Below are 18216 nucleotides of genomic sequence, written 5' to 3' on the forward strand. Positions count from 1 at the left end.
CACCCCTGTTTCGTGTCTAGTCTTAGAACAAAGCGCTGTCCGGTTCTACCTTACGTACAATAAAGTTAACCACAAGCACCAGAATCAGGCCGAATAAGGATTGGTAGAAGCCCACTGCGGCACCCATAGAGAAGTTGAATTGTCCCACCAGTGAACGGAAGACATAGGTATCGATGATATCTGTCTGCGGATACAGTACGGAGTTCGTACCGATCAGATTATAGAAAAGGTCAAAGGATCCCTTGAGAATTCCACCCATACCGAACAGTAGAAGCAGAATAAAGGTTGGCTTCAGAATCGGCAAGGTCATATAACGGATTCGCTGCCAGGTAGTCGCTCCATCCATATAAGCAGCCTCGTACAGATCATGATTAATTCCTGTGATCGTTGCCAGATAAACAATCATTCCATATCCGGTACCCGCCCAGATCTTGAAAGCCACAATAATATATTTCCAGATGCCCGGATCGGAATAGAACTCGTAACGGTCTAGCCCCATTCCAGTTAACATCGTATTGATAAACCCGGAATTGAAATTGAATATATTGTAGGCAAACACACCGACGATAACCATGGAGATGAAATTCGGTAACAGGATAACGGATTGTGATATTTTTTTGAACCACTTGCCTGAGATCTCAGACAACATAATGGCAAATACTATTTGAATGATATTACCTAGAGCTAGAAAGACGATATTATAGAGCAGCGTATTCTTGGTAATATTCCATAGATCCCCATTTTGAACCAGAAACTCAAAGTTCTTAAGGCCGATAAAGTCACTTCCAAAAATCCCCTTATTGAGCTTGTAATCTACAAATGCGACGTAAGCTCCAGGCATTACAGCATAGTGAAAGATAACGAAATATACGATTACAGGCAGCAACATTAGAAAAAGAACTTTGTTCTTAATGACTTCCCGAACAATGTTTCCACCCACAAGCTTCAGTCTCGCCAAAGTGCCCACCTCCAATTTGAAAGATGCATTCAGTCACATGCATAAATTACCTTCCTTTCTTGTCCAGCAGCCAGAATAAAAACAGTTTGCCCAACCTTCATAAAAAAGTGTATCGAGCGTTGTAGAAACGTTTCCAGTGTTTCTGTAAAACTCTCTGTGTGAGAAGCATACTCCCAAAATGTATGCGCTGTCAATTCATTTTATTTTTGAATTACAAGTACTAAAGTTACATTTTTCACGTAAAAAAATATAAATTAGCTGTTTTTCCAAAGGCGATTGACTTTTTTTGGTGTTCAGACTAATATCGAGGTGTATCGTTTGTGGAAACGTTTTTATACTTTTCTTTCATAGACATGTCAGTCTCCATATGTAACATCTTAATGATGCAATCCTCTTCTGATTTAATTCATGCCTCATCCCTGTATCCGAAGAGAAAAATGCTATGATTTTCACAACAATTGAACCTGATTATAGCTCAGGCCCATTCCGCATCTCGGAGCTGCGTGCCAGGAGAGTTAACGGTTCACTCCCATCCTTATCGCCTATATAACGTAAGCTTTGCAAATAAAAATCATGCTTACGCTGCCCGGCGGGGAACTACACATCTATTTAACAAACTAACTTTCGATGCGCTCACGAGGAAGGAGTTAACCATGACTAAAACGTTTATCCAAGATCTTGTGAACGATATGACCCTGGACGAAAAGCTGGCCCAATTAACCCAGCTAGGTCCTCACTATTGGGGTTTGGACGATACCGTGGATTTAACCGGACCATTTAAGGAACTGAACATTAAGCCGCAGGTAATGGAGAGTATCGGAAGTGTTCTTAACGGTATTGGAGCCCGGAATGTAATCGAGCAGCAGACCCGACATTTGCAAACCAGCAGACAAAAGATTCCTCTGCTCTTCATGGCGGATGTCATTCACGGCTACCGGACCATCCTCCCGATTCCGCTGGCCATGGGCAGCAGCTTTGACCTTGAAGCCTGTGAAAGGTTTGCCGAAATCGCCGCCAAGGAAAGTGCGGCTGCCGGTATTCACGTTACCTTCTCGCCCATGACGGATCTCGTACGCGACCCGCGCTGGGGACGCGTCATGGAGACATCTGGTGAGGATCCCTATCTGAATGCCCGTGTCACCGAAAGTATGGTGCGGGGTTATCAGGGCAAAGACCTAAAAGAAAAAGGACGCATCGCTGCCTGTGTGAAGCATTTCGCTGGTTACGGTGCTCCCGAAGGCGGACGGGAATACAACACAGTGGATATGTCTTCCGGCGTATTGCGTGAGTTCTACCTGCCAGCCTATAAGGCTGCCGTAGATGCTGGAGTGGCCATGGTTATGGCCGCATTTAATACCATTGACCGTATCCCGGCAAGTGGTAATTCCGAGCTTCTTCGCGGGATTTTACGGGAAGAATGGGGCTTCAACGGCGTTACCATCGCCGATTTCAATTCCGTTAATGAGCTGATTCCCCATGGCGCCGCGATAGATGGCCGTGAGGCAGCGGAGAAAAGTCTGGCTGCTGGGCTGGATATTGAGATGATGTCCACTCACTATCTAAACTACGGCGCTGCTCTGGTCGAGGAAGGCAAGCTTGACATCGCCTTGATCGATGAAGCCGTCATCCGGGTGCTGGAGCTCAAGGATGCGCTCGGCCTGTTCGATAATCCATTCAAGGATGCAGATCCGCTGGTGGATGAGGCTCCGAAACCTAGCGCGGAGCATCTGCAGGCCGCACGGGAGCTTGGAGCTAGCTCAGTTGTGCTGCTCAAAAACGACAATGAAGCTCTGCCCCTTAAACGTGGCATGAAGATTGGTCTGGCTGGTCCTTTCGCCACCTCCATTCATGTACTGGGCGGTTGGGCTGGGACAGAAAAAGATCCGGCTGTATCACTCTACACCGGCATTTTGCAAAAAACATCTGCCGAAGATATACTTACGGCCATGACTGGTGAGCTGGGAAGCATGCTTGAGGGTGTTTTTGATGTGGAGGATGAAATCGAGGACGCCTACCAGCAGCTGCAGGATTGTGATGTAATTCTCGCCGCTGTCGGTGAGAATCAGCAGGATACCGGGGAAGGCGGAAGTAAAGCCAATCTCCGCCTATCGGCCAATCAGGAGAAGCTGATCTGGCGTCTGAAGGATACCGGCAAAAAGATCGTCACCATTGTATTCAGCGGCAGACCACTGGAGCTGAAACCCGTTCTTGATGCCAGCGACGCTATGCTGCAGGCTTGGTTTCTGGGTACAGAGTCAGGAAATTCGCTGGCCGATGTGCTGTTCGGAGATTATAATCCTTCCGGACGTTTATCGATGAGCTTCCCCTACTCGGTTGGGCAAATTCCTGTTTATTACAATGCTTATCAAACGGGACGTCCTTATGATCCTATGTATCCTAATGTGCGTTACGTGACCCGTTATCTGGACTGCCCGAATGACCCGTTGTTCTGTTTTGGTTATGGCCTGAGCTATTCCAAGTTTGCTTACAACAGCTTCAATGTTGAAGCTGCGGATCGGGTGGTTACCTCCATTGAAGTAGAGAATACTTCGGACATCGCCGGCAAGGAAACCATTCAGCTCTACATCCACGACGTCAGCGCAAGTGTCGTGCGCCCGGTCAAGGAACTGAAAGGCTTCCAGCAGATTACACTCGCACCGCATGAGAAACAGGTGGTTTCCTTCGAAATCACCAGAGAAATGTTAATGTTCTACGGAAAAGACGATCAGTTGGTCTTCGAGCCTGGGGAATATGATATTATGATCGGTAGAAACTCTGGAGATCATTGCACTCAGCGGATCTGGATCGGCTGACCTGCGTATAGCTATGCTTCTAACGACGTCAGCCCTTATTGCCCTCTTGGCGCAATGAGGGGTTGGCGCCTCCACAGCTTGCTATTCAATATTCGATAGTAAGGGAGATTATTCTAATGAGACACAGTTTATCATTTCAGCAAGATGGCACTTTTAAAATCGTACAATTTACAGATCTGCACTGGATGGATGGAAGAGCTGAGGATCAGCTTACCCAGGCACTGATGGAACGCATTCTGGATGCGGAACAACCTGATCTTGTGGTTTTCACGGGAGATCTTATTTACACTGGTCCTGTATCACCGGGAAACAAGGCATGCGAGCACCCCGCACAAGCATTTCGTGAGGCTGTCGCTGCCGTGGAGAGATCCGGCATCCCTTGGACCTTTGTATTTGGCAACCATGACACAGAAACTCTGATTTCAAAGAGTGAACTGATGCAAATTGCCCTGGAACATCCCCACTGCCTGACCGAAGCCGGTCCAGAAGAGCTGGAAGGCTCGGGCAATTACACTCTTGAAATTAAAGATCAGGAAGACCACGCGGCCGCTATTTTGTATTTTCTAGACTCTGGCGGCTATTCCGAGTATGAGGATATCCCGGGCTACAATTGGGTTGGGCGGAATCAGATCAACTGGCTGACGGCTGAATCTGCGCGGGTGAATCCGAAAACTGCTGAGAACAGGCTGCCTGCCTTGGCTTTCTTCCATATCCCAATTCCTGAATATCGGGATGTCTGGTCTACACAGGTCTGTCATGGGCATAAGTTTGAGCGTGTATGCTCACCTGAGGTGAACTCGGGCTTATTCTCGGCTTTGCTGGAAATGGGTGATGTGCTTGGCACCTTCTGCGGACATGACCATATCAACGATTTTAGCGGCAACCTGTATGGCATACGTCTTTCTTATGGCCGTGCTACCGGCTACAATACTTATGGAAAAGAAGGCTTTATGCGGGGAGCACGCGTCATAGAACTGGTCAAAGGCACCCAAGACTTCAATACCTGGCTTCGTCTTGATGACGGATCTGTTATAAATGAACAGCCGATTCATATGCCTGAACCTGCTGCCGATTCAGGACATTAATCTTTTATAGGATTAAATTTAAATACTGATTAAATGAACCAGTGCGCAGATGTTGTGCTGGTTCATTTTTTTGTGCAAATATTAGCTTGTCTCCATATTCCCCATTACATCACTTTTTTTGTTAAAATAGAGAAGTCGACGTATTAAGCACTACAGCGTCAGTCATGGAAACGGAGGCAAGTACCTGTGGATTATATTATTCTGGACATCGAATTCAACGGCCGTAAGTTTGCCAGCGAGCACCCTATGGAGGTCATTGAGATTGGAGCCGTCCGGTTAGACTCTTCACTGCAGTATAAGGATGAATTTTCTTCCTTGATCAAACCTATATATTTCTCCACCCTGAATTCCTTTATTAAGAAAAAAACCGGTATCCCTCAAGAGGAAATCGACATTGCCGCCCGCTTCCCCAAAGTTATCACTGCTTTTAGAGAGTGGCTTGATCTAAGTACAGATGGAGTTCTGCTGCTTACCTGGGGTGGCGAAGATATGAAGCGAATCATTCAGGATGTGCGCATGCACAAGATGGACGAATCCTACTGGATGTCCGCTACGTATTTCGATTTGCTCAAAGGAGTTCTACGTGCGCGTGGTCTTAGCAATGATGTCAGCGTGGAAAGCGCGATGGCATTGTTTGAGCTTGAGCCTACTGGATCTGCACACCGGGCGCTGGATGATGCACGGATGACGTCAGAGATCTTCCGCGCCGTGTTTAAGGATCTGGATTTTGAACGTTCACAGCATTACGTAGATACCTTCTCCAATGCCAAAGAACGCAAAACAGTTAAGGTAGCCATTAAGGCAATGACCTCACAAAAAATTGTACCTACCTGGGACCTTGTCGTTGAACACTACTTCTCTGACAAAGCAACCCTTGCGGACCCTCGCAAGCTGGAGGAATTGCACAATTATTTCACAGCACAAATGGGCCATAAATAAATTCAGGCAGCAGCAAAGCTCAACATTATAGACTTATTCATAGCAGCGGCAGACTTCCCCATGATCATTCAGAGGGTAGCTGCCGCTGTTTTGGATATGCTAAAAAAACCATTTGACCTTCACGTTACGTAAAGGTGTACATTTGAATTGTAGGAGGTGATACTACGGAATACACAGTGCAGAAGCTCGCAGAGTTAGCTGGAATCAGCACACGGACCCTGCGCTACTACGATGAGTTTGGCATTCTTAAGCCGGCGAGAATCAACTCTTCAGGGTATCGTATCTATGGCCGTACCGAAGTAGATCTACTACAGCAAATTTTGTTTTATCGGGAGCTTGGCTTAAGTCTGGAACGTATCAAGGCTATTATGACAGAGCCCTCATTCGACGGAGCCAAAGCGCTGCGGGAGCATCATGACAAGCTACTGGAAAAAAGACAGCAATTAGATCTATTAATCGCTAACGTCGAAAAGACGCTGGCTCAAAAAGAAGGGAGAATTACCATGAGTGATACTGAAAAATTCGAAGGCTTTAAGCAAAAGCTGGTAGATGATAACGAAAAGAAATATGGCCAAGAAATAAGGGAGAAATACGGAGATGACACCATTAATCAATCCAACCAAAAGCTTAAAGGGATGACAGAAGAACAATATGCAGCTATACAACAGCTTGAGGAAGAGATGTTCGAAACGCTCTTGCAAGCGATGGAGCATGGAGATCCTGCCAGTATATTGGCGCAAAAAAGTGCTGACCTACACCGTGAGTGGCTCTCCTTCTACTGGAATTCCTATTCCAAAGAAGCTCATGCTGGTGTTGCACAATTGTATGTTGATGATGAACGTTTTACCGAATACTATGACAAGCGCCACCCTGGACTCGCTGCGTTTCTAAGAGATGCCGTACATGTATATACGGGAAAAAATGCGTAAGCGCACCAACAATACTTTAAAATAGAAAAAGGCATCCGGATATTCCGGACGCCTTTTTTTGCGGCAATATCAACAGCAGAAATCACAGACTGCGGTGCAGCAGTGACAATGTATTCCGAAGCTCAACCACAGCTACCTGTCCAGGTGCAGAAGGTTTATCTGCAGCTCCGAAGGTAAGCGCTGAACCGAAAATTTCACCAGCTAAACGGCTGATCACCCCGGCTCCCGCCATAGACATCGTTATAATTGGGCGGTCTGCATATTTTTCCTTCATGATGTGTGTAGCTTCCAGCAAAGTTAGCACATCGCCTGCATCTCGGGGCATAACGGCAATTTTGGGCAAATCCCCGCCAAGCTCCTGCGCCTTGCATAACCGCGAGATGATCTCCTCTTTAGGAGGTGTTCCCTGAAAATCATGATTTGAAATAATGACAGATACATTATGAGTATGAGCAGCTTCGACCAATAGCTTTACATCCTGCTCATCATTAAATAATTCAACATCTATTATATCTACTAGACCGCTCTCGGCAGCAGCTTTATTCAGTGCTGTGTAATATTCCGTGCTGACTTGCTTCTCTCCGCCTTCTTTTGCACTCCGAAAAGTAAAAATCAGCGGCAGATCTGGAATCACAGAACAGATTTCGCTTAGTGCGTTCTTAACAGAAGCAACGTCTTCCACTTCAGCAAAAAAATCCGTCCGCCACTCCACCAAATCAGGTTGCAGTACTTTCAGCGCTTCAGCTTCCTGCTTCAGCTCAGACAAGGTCGCTCCAATTAGCGGAACACATATCTTAGGGATTCCTTCGCCGATGATCACATTTTTAACGGTTACTGTTCTGCTCATTATTTAAGCTCCTTATCCTATCTCATCTAGTATAGATCTTGAGTATCCTGTACTGTCTATTCTACAGCGATTTACGATTTAGAAACTGCTCGACCTCGGACAACTGCGGCAATGAAGGGATCGCCCCTTCTTTCCCTACAGCCAATGCACCTACAGCATTAGCGAAGCTCACGGCTTCCTCCAAGGTCTTTCCTAAGACTAACTGCTGGGCTAATGCGCCATTAAATGAGTCTCCGGCAGCAACTGTATCTACCGCCTTTACCGGGAAGCCTGGAACAGCCTTGGCTCCTTCAGCATTCACAATCAGAGCGCCTTTTGAGCCCAAGGTTACGATAACGTTCTGTACTCCTTTTTGCAGCAAAATACGGGCTGCCTGCTCAGCAGTCTCTGCGCTATCCACAGTCATTCCGGACAAAATCCCGGCTTCTGTCTCATTAGGTGTCAGGTAAGATACCTGAGCCAGCATCTCATCCTTTAGTACTCTAGCTGGTGCAGGATTAAGGATCACCGGAATCCTCTTACGATGGGCAATCGCAATCGCCTGCTCACTCATCGCCAGATCCATTTCAAGCTGCAGCACAATGATCTTAGCCTGGCTAATCACAGCCTCCAATGCCTGAATATCCTCTACCGTAAGCTCAATATTCGCTCCAGGTACCACGATAATCCGATTTTCTCCATCTTCTTCAATAACGATCGAAGCGACTCCTGTTGCCTGATGTTCACTTACAGAAATATGCTCTATATGAATGCCTTCATTCCTGATAATCTCCAGCATTTCGCTACCAAAGGTATCTTTTCCAACTCTTCCGATCATACTAACCTCTGCACCCAGACGTGCTGCGGCAACGGCCTGATTTGCCCCTTTTCCGCCAGGAGATAAAGCAAAGGCTTGTCCAATCAGGGTTTCTCCTGCATCTGGTGACCGGTTTGTACGTACCACCATATCCATATTCAAGCTTCCAATCACAACTATATCCAACTTAGACACCACCATTAATTATTTCTTCAATCTCTTTATCTTAGGGGCTTCTGTCCACTTTATCAATCAATTCCGCTCAATTGGATTCAAAATGGTGGTTTTCACCAAATTGACGTTATGCTTTTATTCATCGAGTGTGCTAGAATAGTGGTGCAATCGCTTCCACAATGATTGCTGCACTATTTTGAGCAAACGTTTGCACCTGAGATAATGCCCGCAGCTTCACTGCAATTTAATCTAATCCGTGATTAGGAGGCTTATCAAGTGAACGAACAAAAATTACCGTCAGTCGCTTATTTTAGTATGGAGTACGGGCTGCATTCCGATTTCAAAATGTATGCCGGAGGTCTGGGCATTCTTGCCGGAGACTACATTAAGGGTGCAAAAGATATCAACGCCCCTATCATCCCTATTGGGCTGAAGTGGAAACAAGGTTACACGGACCAAAAGATTGATGCAAACGGCAATCCGTACGACTCCTATCACAATTATGTTTATGAGTTTCTTGAAGATACAGGGGTTAAGGTAACTGTTAAAGTCCGAAAAACCGATGTGGTATGCAAAGTATGGAAAACTGATTATTTTGGCAACAGCACATTGTATTTACTGGATACGGATATCCCCGAGAATAATGATGCCTGGATCACAGGCCAATTGTATGGCTGGTTCGGCGAAGAACGGATCGCACAAGAGATCGTGCTTGGGATTGGTGGAGTCAAGGCTATGCGTGCGCTGCAAATCCCTATTGATGTCTATCACTTCAATGAGGGTCATGCGGCTCTAGCGGCTATCGAGCTAATCCGTGAAAAAATGTCCGGAGGCCATACCTTCGAAGAAGCTTGGAAAGCGACTCGCGAAGAAGTAGTATTCACTACCCACACACCAATCAAAGAAGGCAACGAAACCCATCCTCTCGACCGACTTGAGTATATGAGTGCGTTCAACGGCTTAACCCGTGACCAGATGGAGCGGATCGGCGGCGAGCCATTTAATATGACGGTTGCAGGTCTAAGGCTGTCACGTATCTCCAACGCAGTTGCCCAGCTACACGCCGATACGGCTAATAAAATGTGGAAGGAAGTAGCCGGAAGATCAGAAATTATAGGCATTACTAATGCCATCCATACTCCTACCTGGGTAGATGAAAGAATGACGCATGCCTACGAACAAGATGGCGACTTATGGGCAGTGCATAAAGAGATCAAGGGCGAACTGATCCAGTTCATCAAAGAACGTTCCGGCATTAGCCTAAATGCTGACAATCTACTCATTGGCTTCTCACGCAGAGCAGCTCCATATAAACGAAGCGACCTGATCTTCTCGCAGCCAGAAATTATCGAACCTTATCTGGAGTCTGGAAAGATACAAATTGTATTCTCCGGCAAAGCGCACCCACTCGATGATAACGGTAAAAAAATCGTCAGCAACCTAGTAGCGATGATGAAAAAGTATCCAAAGAGTGTGGTGTTCCTCGAGAATTACGATATGACGATTGGCGCCCAGCTGACGCGCGGTGCTGATATTTGGCTCAACAATCCACGCAGACCACTGGAAGCCAGCGGCACCTCCGGGATGAAAGCAGCAATGAACGGTGTATTGAACTGTTCTATTCTGGATGGCTGGTGGCCGGAAGCCTGCATCGATGGTGAGAATGGCTGGCAGATTGGAGACGGCTTCGAAACTACAGACTTTGAGGTGCTGGATAAGCATGATAGTGATGCACTGTACGACACCTTATTGAAACGTGTGCTCCCAACCTTTTACGAGAATCGTAAACAATGGGTACAAATGATGAAAAAGAGTATCGAAACCACCCGTACGGAGTTTGCCACCAAAAGAATGCTAGATGAATATTACAACAGAATGTACATTAAAGCCTAAGTACAAGAACCGAATATCTTCTATATCAAAAAATGCAGCGCACCCCTCCAGTGATGGTAGGGATGCGCTGTTTCTTTTTTAATTCTGCTAAGCAATTAATCACTTTGTCTATCATATATATCTGAATGTGCCAACGATGTAATGACGATTCCCACATATTGTAATGTGTCAATTATTTAAAAAGTGTTGCAATTTCTTTAAAAAACATTAATATAGAACTTATACTAAATCTAAAATCAAATCTCATGAGGTGATTCTATTAATGAGCTCCAATAATAATAATCTTACAACCAGCTGGGGTGCTCCAGTAGGCGACAATCAGAATTCAATGACAGCCGGTGACCGCGGTCCCACTTTGCTGCAAGATGTCCATCTGCTTGAGAAATTAGCCCACTTTAACAGAGAACGTGTTCCCGAACGTGTCGTTCATGCTAAAGGTGCTGGCGCTCACGGGTATTTTGAAGTTACAAAAGATCTGACCCAATACACAAAAGCTAACTTTTTGTCTGAAGTAGGCAAACGTACACCGTTGTTCATTCGTTTTTCTACTGTAGCTGGTGAATTAGGTTCTGCTGATACCGTACGCGACCCTCGTGGTTTTGCCGTGAAGTTCTATACTGAAGAAGGAAACTATGATCTCGTAGGTAACAATACGCCTGTATTCTTCGTTCGTGATGCGATTAAATTCCCGGACTTTATTCATACACAGAAACGTGATCCACAGACACATCTGAAGAACCCGAATGCTGTATGGGACTTCTGGTCTTTATCGCCTGAATCTCTGCATCAGGTAACGATTTTGATGTCGGATCGCGGAATTCCAGCTACGCTGAGACATATGCATGGGTTTGGTAGCCATACCTTCAAGTGGGTAAATGCCGAGGGTAATACAGTCTGGGTGAAATACCATTTCAAAACAGAACAAGGCATTAAGAATCTAGATGCAGACCTTGCTTCCAAAATCGCTGGGGAAAACCCGGATTATCATACAGAAGACTTGTTCAATGCTATTGATAAAGGAGATTTCCCTGCTTGGAAGCTCTACGTGCAAATTATGCCGATCGAGGATGCGAAGACTTACCGTTTTGATCCATTTGATGTAACAAAGGTCTGGTCACAAAAAGATTATCCGTTAATCGAGGTTGGCCGTATGGTATTGGATCGCAATCCGGAGAACTACTTCGCTGAAGTAGAACAAGTCACATTCTCTCCCGGCTCTTTCGTTCCTGGTATTGAAGCTTCGCCGGATAAATTGCTACAAGGCCGTCTGTTCGCGTATGGTGATGCACACCGCCACCGGGTTGGCCCTAACCACAACAGCCTGCCTATCAACCGTCCAAAAGTAGAAGTGAAGAACTATCAACGTGATGGTGGCATGGCCTTGGGCAACAATGGCGGTTCCGGAGCCTATTACGAGCCTAACAGCTTAGGGGGACCAAAAGAATCACCGCAGCATAAAACATCGCCGTTCGAAGTCTCCGGATATGCGGATAGTGTCGCCTACAATAGTGACGATCACTATACACAACCAGGTGACTTGTACCGTCTAATGTCTGAAGAAGAACGTACCCGTCTAGTTCAAAACATCGTTGGCGCTATGACTCCTGTTGAAAGTAACGATATCAAACGTCGCCAGATTGAACATTTCTTTAAGGCTGATCCAGACTTGGGACAGCGTATCGCATCCAGTTTGGGTCTATCCGTACCAGACGGAATGTAAGACTGTAAATGCACTTATAAACTAAAGAGGACCTTTGCCCGTAGATGGGAAAGGTCCTCTTTTTACTAATTAGCTGAAAACATAATAAATGATGACAATCACAACGCACAGCGTAGAGACAATGGATAGACATGAAAAAAACGTGTTCCAGTTATTGCCTTTCATTTGTCTTATACACGACCAGTATAGTGGTTCTTTGGTGCTCTGCCCCATCACGTGATGATTTAACTACCGAACCGTAACAGATATTCACAATCTGTTCCTCCCGTAGTCCTGCCAGGAACTCATTAGCTTTATTCTCTGCATAAGAATTATCAGCATCTACAAACTCTTTAACTTGAATCATCCTGATCTCCTCCTTTAATAAATTAAGTAGTTATTTTATAGTTCTGGAATCTATATGTGAACTCAACGAAATGTACATGGCGTATCACTCCCCAGGTAACAATTAATGTAAAAATATCTTCAAAATACAGTATAGGCATTTCGCAGTTTTCTACGAAATGCCTATGCATCAGCCTATCATAGCACCCAAGTATGTAATAGTCAAAGGTTTTCATTACAATATTTAGAAGGTTTTAATTCCCCTTTTAAAATGGATTGGATTTACAAATAGAAGCTGGTATACTGATCAGAAGGTCTCCATTGGGGGACCTCTATTTGTATAGGAGGGATTTTAAGATGGCAACACACCATAACAAGTTTACAAGGAATGTGCTACTTAGAGGGGGTGAAATCTACTATGAACCATAGTCTTATCTATGAAGGCTCACGGACACAGCTGCTTCAGCAGCTTATCTATTTTGATGAAGAAAAAATCGCATTTCTAAATCAATACTTTCCGGTACGAAGCAAGGATAGAAGCAATGCTGAAACGCTGTTGTCCCGTTATTGCTCCGAGCTGGAACAATTACTAACTGAGTTTAACGGTGAAGATTTAAATTCTCAGGTCTTTATCGGAAGCCAGTTGCAGCTTCATTACTTGGACGATAATACTACAGATATCTATACCATCGTATTTCCTAACCAAGCAGAACCTAACGATAACAAGATTTCTATGTTGTCACCTATAGGCATGCAGTTGCTGCTGGCTGAGCTCGGCAGTACTTGTCAGCTAGCGATTCCTTCAGGTCAACTAGAGGTGAAGATCGAAAGTATTAAGTTCGTGAATAATGGTGAGGTAGGCGTTCTTATATAAGGACGATCCCTTATAAACCCACTACAGCAGCGTCCCTTTCCTATATTAAGGAGGAGGACGCTGTTCTATTATTTAAGCCTCCGTAAGATATGTCCAATCAAAAAAACACCCGCCTAATACCGGCAGGTGTTTCTCATTATAAGCGGGTGATGGGAATCGAACCCACGCTATCAGCTTGGAAGGCTGAAGTTCTACCATTGAACTACACCCGCAAAGGTATAAAATCGGGATGACACGATTTGAACATGCGACCCCCTGGTCCCAAACCAGGTGCTCTACCAAGCTGAGCTACATCCCGTTAACAATACTATAACTGCTTAGTAATAAAAATGGCGCGCCCTGAGAGATTCGAACTCCCGGCCTTTTGATTCGTAGTCAAACGCTCTATCCAGCTGAGCTAAGGGCGCAAAATCTATATGGAGCGGACGACGGGAATCGAACCCGCGACCCTCGCCTTGGCAAGGCGATGCTCTACCGCTGAGCCACGTCCGCAAAAACATGGTGCGCGTGAAGGGACTCGAACCCCCACGTCGTGAAACGCCAGATCCTAAGTCTGGTGCGTCTGCCAATTCCGCCACACGCGCACACTTTAAAGAAAATGGTGAGCCATGAAGGACTCGAACCTTCGACACCCTGATTAAAAGTCAGGTGCTCTACCAACTGAGCTAATGGCTCTCATAAATGGCTGGGGATATAGGATTTGAACCTATGCATGACGGAGTCAAAGTCCGTTGCCTTACCGCTTGGCTAATCCCCAATAATAATTAACTAAATGGCGGAACCGACGGGATTCGAACCCGCGATCTCCTGCGTGACAGGCAGGCATGTTAGGCCAACTACACCACGGTTCCATAGACATAATGCATAAGTGTAAATTGGTTGCGGGGGCAGGATTTGAACCTGCGGCCTTCGGGTTATGAGCCCGACGAGCTACCGGGCTGCTCCACCCCGCGTCATTAATAAGTATATACTATTCATTTTCACCATACCAGCTTATCCCTAAACATAATGTATAAGAGTAAATTGGTTGCGGGGGCAGGACTTGAACCTGCGACCTTCGGGTTATGAGCCCGACGAGCTACCGGGCTGCTCCACCCCGCGTCAGTGAAAATAATATGGTGGAGGCTGAGGGGATCGAACCCCCGACCCTCTGCTTGTAAGGCAGATGCTCTCCCAGCTGAGCTAAGCCTCCATGATATGACCCGTATGGGATTCGAACCCATGTTACCTCCGTGAAAGGGAGGTGTCTTAACCCCTTGACCAACGGGCCATGCTAATAATTTTTATGGCGGAGAGAGAGGGATTCGAACCCTCGAGACGCTTGTGGCGCCTACACGATTTCCAATCGTGCTCCTTCGGCCAAACTCGGACACCTCTCCATAAATGGCTCCCCGAACAGGACTCGAACCTGTGACAACTCGATTAACAGTCGAGTGCTCTACCAACTGAGCTATCAGGGAATATGGTGGGCCTTAGTGGACTCGAACCACCGACCTCACCCTTATCAGGGGTGCGCTCTAACCAGCTGAGCTAAAGGCCCTTCTAAGACATATTAATATTAAGGGCAAAAAAAATACCACGGGTAATGTGGTTGTCCGCTTGGCGGCGTCCTACTCTCCCAGGACCCTTCGGTCCAAGTACCATCGGCGCTGGAGGGCTTAACGGTCGTGTTCGGGATGGGTACGTGTGGAACCCCTCCGCTATCGCCACCAAACGGGCATTTACAGCGTAAATGCTCAGGCTTAATCGCCTGAAAACTGAATCCGAAACGAATCTGCATTCTACGTATAGGATAAGCCCTCGACCGATTAGTATTGGTCAGCTCCATGCATTACTGCACTTCCACCTCCAACCTATCTACCTCGTCGTCTTCAAGGGGTCTTACTAATTGGGAAATCTCATCTTGAGGGGGGCTTCACGCTTAGATGCTTTCAGCGCTTATCCCGTCCGTACGTAGCTACCCAGCCATGCTCCTGGCGGAACAACTGGTGCACCAGCGGTACGTCCATCCCGGTCCTCTCGTACTAAGGACAGCTCCTCTCAAATTTCCTGCGCCCACGACAGATAGGGACCGAACTGTCTCACGACGTTCTGAACCCAGCTCGCGTACCGCTTTAATGGGCGAACAGCCCAACCCTTGGGACCTACTTCAGCCCCAGGATGCGATGAGCCGACATCGAGGTGCCAAACCTCCCCGTCGATGTGGACTCTTGGGGGAGATAAGCCTGTTATCCCCAGGGTAGCTTTTATCCGTTGAGCGATGGCCCTTCCATGCGGTACCACCGGATCACTAAGTCCGACTTTCGTCCCTGCTCGACTTGTAGGTCTCGCAGTCAAGCTCCCTTATGCCTTTGCACTCTGCGAATGATTTCCAACCATTCTGAGGGAACCTTGGAACGCCTCCGTTACTCTTTAGGAGGCGACCGCCCCAGTCAAACTGCCCGCCTGACACGGTCCCCGTACCCGATAAGGGCACTAGGTTAGAACCTAGATACGATCAGGGTGGTATCCCAACGGCGCCTCCACCGAAGCTTGCGCTCCGATTTCTACGGCTCCCACCTATCCTGTACAGATCGTACCCAAATTCAATATCAAGCTGCAGTAAAGCTCCATGGGGTCTTTCCGTCTTGTCGCGGGTAACCTGCATCTTCACAGGTATTAAAATTTCACCGGATCTCTCGTTGAGACAGCGCCCAAGTCGTTACGCCATTCGTGCGGGTCAGAATTTACCTGACAAGGAATTTCGCTACCTTAGGACCGTTATAGTTACGGCCGCCGTTTACTGGGGCTTCGGTTCATAGCTTCGGGTTACCCCTAACCACTCCCCTTAACCTTCCAGCACCGGGCAGGCGTCAGCCCGTATACTTCGCCTTGCGGCTTCGCACAGACCTGTGTTTTTGCTAAACAGTCGCTTGGGCCTTTTCACTGCGGCCCCCTCGTGCTATTCACACTACCGGGGCACCCCTTCTCCCGAAGTTACGGGGTCATTTTGCCGAGTTCCTTAACGAGAGTTCTTCCGCGCGCCTTAGAATTCTCTTCTCGCCTACCTGTGTCGGTTTGCGGTACGGGCACCTTCTCCTGGCTAGAGGCTTTTCTTGGCAGTGTGAGATCATGACCTTCGCTACTATAATTTTCGCTCCCCATCACAGCCCAGCCTTAATGATGTGCGGATTTGCCTACACATCAGCCTCACTGCTTAGACGGACATCCATCAGTCCGCGTCACTACCCTCCTGCGTCACCCCATCGCTCATAGCGGATTACGGTGGTACAGTAATTTCAAACTGTTGTCCTTCGACTACGCCTTTCGGCCTCGCCTTAGGTCCCGACTTACCCTGAGCGGACGAGCCTTCCTCAGGAAACCTTGGGCTTTCGGCGGATCAGATTCTCACTGATCTTTTCGTTACTCATACCGGCATTCTCACTTGTGTAGTGTCCAGCGCTCTTTTCAGTACACCTTCAACCCCTACACAACGCTCCCCTACCCCAGATACATACGTATCTAGCCATAGCTTCGGTGGTGTGTTTAGCCCCGTTACATTTTCGGCGCAGAGTCACTCGACCAGTGAGCTATTACGCACTCTTTCAATGGTGGCTGCTTCTAAGCCAACATCCTGGTTGTCTGTGCAACTCCACATCCTTTCCCACTTAACACACACTTGGGGACCTTAGCTGATGGTCTGGGCTGTTTCCCTTTTGACAATGGATCTTAGCACTCACTGTCTGACTCCCGGCAATAAGTATATGGCATTCGGAGTTTGACTGAGCTTGGTAATCCTTGCGGACCCCGCACCCAATCAGTGCTCTACCTCCACTACTCTTATACCGAGGCTAGCCCTAAAGCTATTTCGGGGAGAACCAGCTATCTCCGAGTTCGATTGGAATTTCTCCGCTACCCCCACCTCATCCCCGCACTTTTCAACGTACGTGGGTTCGGGCCTCCAGTGCGTGTTACCGCACCTTCACCCTGGACAGGGGTAGATCACACGGTTTCGGGTCTACGTCCACATACTCAATCGCCCTATTCAGACTCGCTTTCGCTGCGGCTCCACCTTCTCGGCTTAACCTTGCATGTTAAACGTAACTCGCCGGTTCATTCTACAAAAGGCACGCCATCACCCATTAATAGGGCTCTGACTTTTTGTAAGCACACGGTTTCAGGTTCTATTTCACTCCCCTTCCGGGGTGCTTTTCACCTTTCCCTCACGGTACTGTTTCACTATCGGTCGCCAGGTAGTATTTAGCCTTAGCAGATGGTCCTGCTGGATTCATACGGGGTTTCACGTGCCCCGCACTACTCGGGATCCGTCTCGGAGAGAACACAGTTTAGGTTACAGGGCTTTTACCTCTATCGCGGGCCTTTCCAGACCTCTTCACCTACCATATTCCTTTGTAACTCCATGTGAGACGTCCCACAACCCCAAGAGGCAAGCCCCTTGGTTTAGGCTGTTCCGCGTTCGCTCGCCGCTACTGACGGAATCACTATTGTTTTCTCTTCCTCAGGGTACTTAGATGTTTCAGTTCCCCTGGTCTGCCTCTACATTTCCTATGTATTCAGAAATGAGTAACTGCGAATTACCACAGCTGGGTTTCCCCATTCGGACACCCCCGGATCAAAGCTTGCTTACAGCTCCCCGAGGCAGTTTCGTTGTTCGCCACGTCCTTCGTCGGCTCCTGGCGCCTAGGCATCCTCCGTGTGCTCTTATTAGCTTAACCTTGATTCTTCCGAAGAAAAATCTCACTAATAACATTTACTTGTTTGCACAAGTTGCTAAAAGATGTTCTAAAACGCAAATTCGTTTCGGTATCCAGTTTTCAAGGATCAAGTCTTACTTGAGAGCTTAAACTCTCAAAACTGAGCAACG

The 18216-nt window shown here is 47.1% G+C and carries 11 protein-coding genes, 15 tRNA genes and 2 rRNA genes; 7 read left to right on the forward strand and 21 right to left on the reverse strand.

Annotated elements, in window-relative coordinates:
- Positions 1-22: 22 nt before the first annotated feature.
- The gene (locus NST45_RS23055) at positions 23-967 is read right to left on the reverse strand and encodes an ABC transporter permease subunit (protein ID WP_305953820.1); all 945 of its coding nucleotides are present in this window, start codon (positions 965-967) and stop codon (positions 23-25) included.
- A 644-nt stretch (positions 968-1611) separates the two neighbouring features.
- Between NST45_RS23055 and bglX the strand changes: the two genes are divergently transcribed.
- From bglX to NST45_RS23075, 4 genes are all read left to right on the forward strand, one after another.
- Positions 1612-3771, forward strand: a complete 2160-nt coding sequence (gene bglX / locus NST45_RS23060) for a beta-glucosidase BglX (protein ID WP_076214884.1) — start codon at positions 1612-1614, stop codon at positions 3769-3771.
- Positions 3772-3887: 116 nt separating this feature from the next.
- On the forward strand, positions 3888-4856 hold the full coding sequence (locus tag NST45_RS23065) for a metallophosphoesterase family protein (protein WP_036686900.1): 969 nt from the start codon (positions 3888-3890) through the stop codon (positions 4854-4856).
- Between the two features lie 186 nt (positions 4857-5042).
- Entirely contained in the window at positions 5043-5795 is a 753-nt protein-coding gene (locus NST45_RS23070) for a 3'-5' exonuclease (RefSeq protein ID WP_036686897.1), read from the forward strand.
- Between the two features lie 176 nt (positions 5796-5971).
- Positions 5972-6724: a MerR family transcriptional regulator gene (locus tag NST45_RS23075; protein WP_235219544.1), complete on the forward strand. Its 753-nt coding sequence runs from the start codon at positions 5972-5974 to the stop codon at positions 6722-6724.
- An 82-nt stretch (positions 6725-6806) separates the two neighbouring features.
- Here the strand turns inward: NST45_RS23075 and aroD are convergent, their stop codons facing one another.
- Positions 6807-7571: a type I 3-dehydroquinate dehydratase gene (aroD, locus tag NST45_RS23080; RefSeq protein WP_036686891.1), complete on the reverse strand. Its 765-nt coding sequence runs from the start codon at positions 7569-7571 to the stop codon at positions 6807-6809.
- A gap of 61 nt (positions 7572-7632) precedes the next feature.
- Complete coding sequence (rbsK, locus tag NST45_RS23085) at positions 7633-8562, reverse strand: ribokinase (protein WP_200870230.1); 930 nt, start codon at positions 8560-8562, stop codon at positions 7633-7635.
- 255 nt (positions 8563-8817) lie between these two features.
- Here rbsK and glgP point away from each other — a divergent pair, with 255 nt between their 5' ends.
- Positions 8818-10434 carry an alpha-glucan family phosphorylase gene (glgP, locus tag NST45_RS23090; protein ID WP_038568806.1) on the forward strand — a complete coding sequence of 539 codons (1617 nt, stop codon included), beginning with the start codon at positions 8818-8820 and terminating at the stop codon, positions 10432-10434.
- 262 nt (positions 10435-10696) lie between these two features.
- The gene (katA, locus tag NST45_RS23095; protein WP_076214879.1) at positions 10697-12154 is read left to right on the forward strand and encodes a catalase KatA; all 1458 of its coding nucleotides are present in this window, start codon (positions 10697-10699) and stop codon (positions 12152-12154) included.
- A gap of 151 nt (positions 12155-12305) precedes the next feature.
- Here katA and NST45_RS23100 read toward each other — a convergent pair whose 3' ends face one another.
- The gene (locus NST45_RS23100; protein WP_036686883.1) at positions 12306-12500 is read right to left on the reverse strand and encodes a sporulation protein Cse60; all 195 of its coding nucleotides are present in this window, start codon (positions 12498-12500) and stop codon (positions 12306-12308) included.
- Between the two features lie 396 nt (positions 12501-12896).
- Between NST45_RS23100 and NST45_RS23105 the strand changes: the two genes are divergently transcribed.
- Positions 12897-13352 (forward strand): GreA/GreB family elongation factor, encoded by a 456-nt coding sequence (locus tag NST45_RS23105; protein ID WP_076214874.1) that lies wholly within the window; start codon positions 12897-12899, stop codon positions 13350-13352.
- A gap of 141 nt (positions 13353-13493) precedes the next feature.
- On the opposite strand, the gene NST45_RS23110 is transcribed toward NST45_RS23105, so the two are convergent.
- The 17 genes from NST45_RS23110 to NST45_RS23190 form a co-directional block, all read right to left on the reverse strand.
- A tRNA-Gly gene (locus NST45_RS23110) sits at positions 13494-13564 on the reverse strand.
- 12 nt (positions 13565-13576) lie between these two features.
- Positions 13577-13650: transfer RNA gene (locus NST45_RS23115), tRNA-Pro, on the reverse strand.
- 32 nt (positions 13651-13682) lie between these two features.
- Positions 13683-13759, reverse strand: a tRNA-Arg gene (locus tag NST45_RS23120).
- Between the two features lie 10 nt (positions 13760-13769).
- Positions 13770-13844, reverse strand: a tRNA-Gly gene (locus tag NST45_RS23125).
- A 7-nt stretch (positions 13845-13851) separates the two neighbouring features.
- A tRNA-Leu gene (locus NST45_RS23130) sits at positions 13852-13936 on the reverse strand.
- 15 nt (positions 13937-13951) lie between these two features.
- A tRNA-Lys gene (locus tag NST45_RS23135) sits at positions 13952-14027 on the reverse strand.
- Positions 14028-14034: 7 nt separating this feature from the next.
- A tRNA-Gln gene (locus NST45_RS23140) sits at positions 14035-14109 on the reverse strand.
- A 16-nt stretch (positions 14110-14125) separates the two neighbouring features.
- Positions 14126-14203, reverse strand: a tRNA-Asp gene (locus tag NST45_RS23145).
- A gap of 25 nt (positions 14204-14228) precedes the next feature.
- Positions 14229-14305, reverse strand: a tRNA-Met gene (locus NST45_RS23150).
- A 71-nt stretch (positions 14306-14376) separates the two neighbouring features.
- A tRNA-Met gene (locus NST45_RS23155) sits at positions 14377-14453 on the reverse strand.
- A gap of 15 nt (positions 14454-14468) precedes the next feature.
- A tRNA-Val gene (locus NST45_RS23160) sits at positions 14469-14544 on the reverse strand.
- Between the two features lie 6 nt (positions 14545-14550).
- Positions 14551-14622, reverse strand: a tRNA-Glu gene (locus NST45_RS23165).
- A gap of 16 nt (positions 14623-14638) precedes the next feature.
- Positions 14639-14731: transfer RNA gene (locus tag NST45_RS23170), tRNA-Ser, on the reverse strand.
- A 5-nt stretch (positions 14732-14736) separates the two neighbouring features.
- Positions 14737-14812: transfer RNA gene (locus tag NST45_RS23175), tRNA-Asn, on the reverse strand.
- Positions 14813-14815: 3 nt separating this feature from the next.
- Positions 14816-14892, reverse strand: a tRNA-Ile gene (locus NST45_RS23180).
- Between the two features lie 57 nt (positions 14893-14949).
- A 5S ribosomal RNA gene (gene rrf / locus NST45_RS23185) occupies positions 14950-15066 on the reverse strand.
- Between the two features lie 74 nt (positions 15067-15140).
- A 23S ribosomal RNA gene (locus NST45_RS23190) occupies positions 15141-18067 on the reverse strand.
- Positions 18068-18216: the final 149 nt, after the last annotated feature.

The organism is Paenibacillus sp. FSL R7-0163 (genome assembly GCF_037969975.1).
In the GTDB taxonomy this organism is placed as follows: Bacteria; Bacillota; Bacilli; order Paenibacillales; family Paenibacillaceae; genus Paenibacillus_AQ; species Paenibacillus_AQ odorifer.

Coding starts and splice junctions, on each gene's coding strand:
- aroD (WP_036686891.1), bottom strand. CDS start 7,571: ATGAGCAGAACAGTAACCGTTAAAAATGTGATCATCGGCGAAGGAATC.
- katA (WP_076214879.1), top strand. CDS start 10,697: ATGAGCTCCAATAATAATAATCTTACAACCAGCTGGGGTGCTCCAGTA.
- NST45_RS23100 (WP_036686883.1), bottom strand. CDS start 12,500: ATGATTCAAGTTAAAGAGTTTGTAGATGCTGATAATTCTTATGCAGAG.
- NST45_RS23065 (WP_036686900.1), top strand. CDS start 3,888: ATGAGACACAGTTTATCATTTCAGCAAGATGGCACTTTTAAAATCGTA.
- NST45_RS23105 (WP_076214874.1), top strand. CDS start 12,897: ATGAACCATAGTCTTATCTATGAAGGCTCACGGACACAGCTGCTTCAG.
- bglX (WP_076214884.1), top strand. CDS start 1,612: ATGACTAAAACGTTTATCCAAGATCTTGTGAACGATATGACCCTGGAC.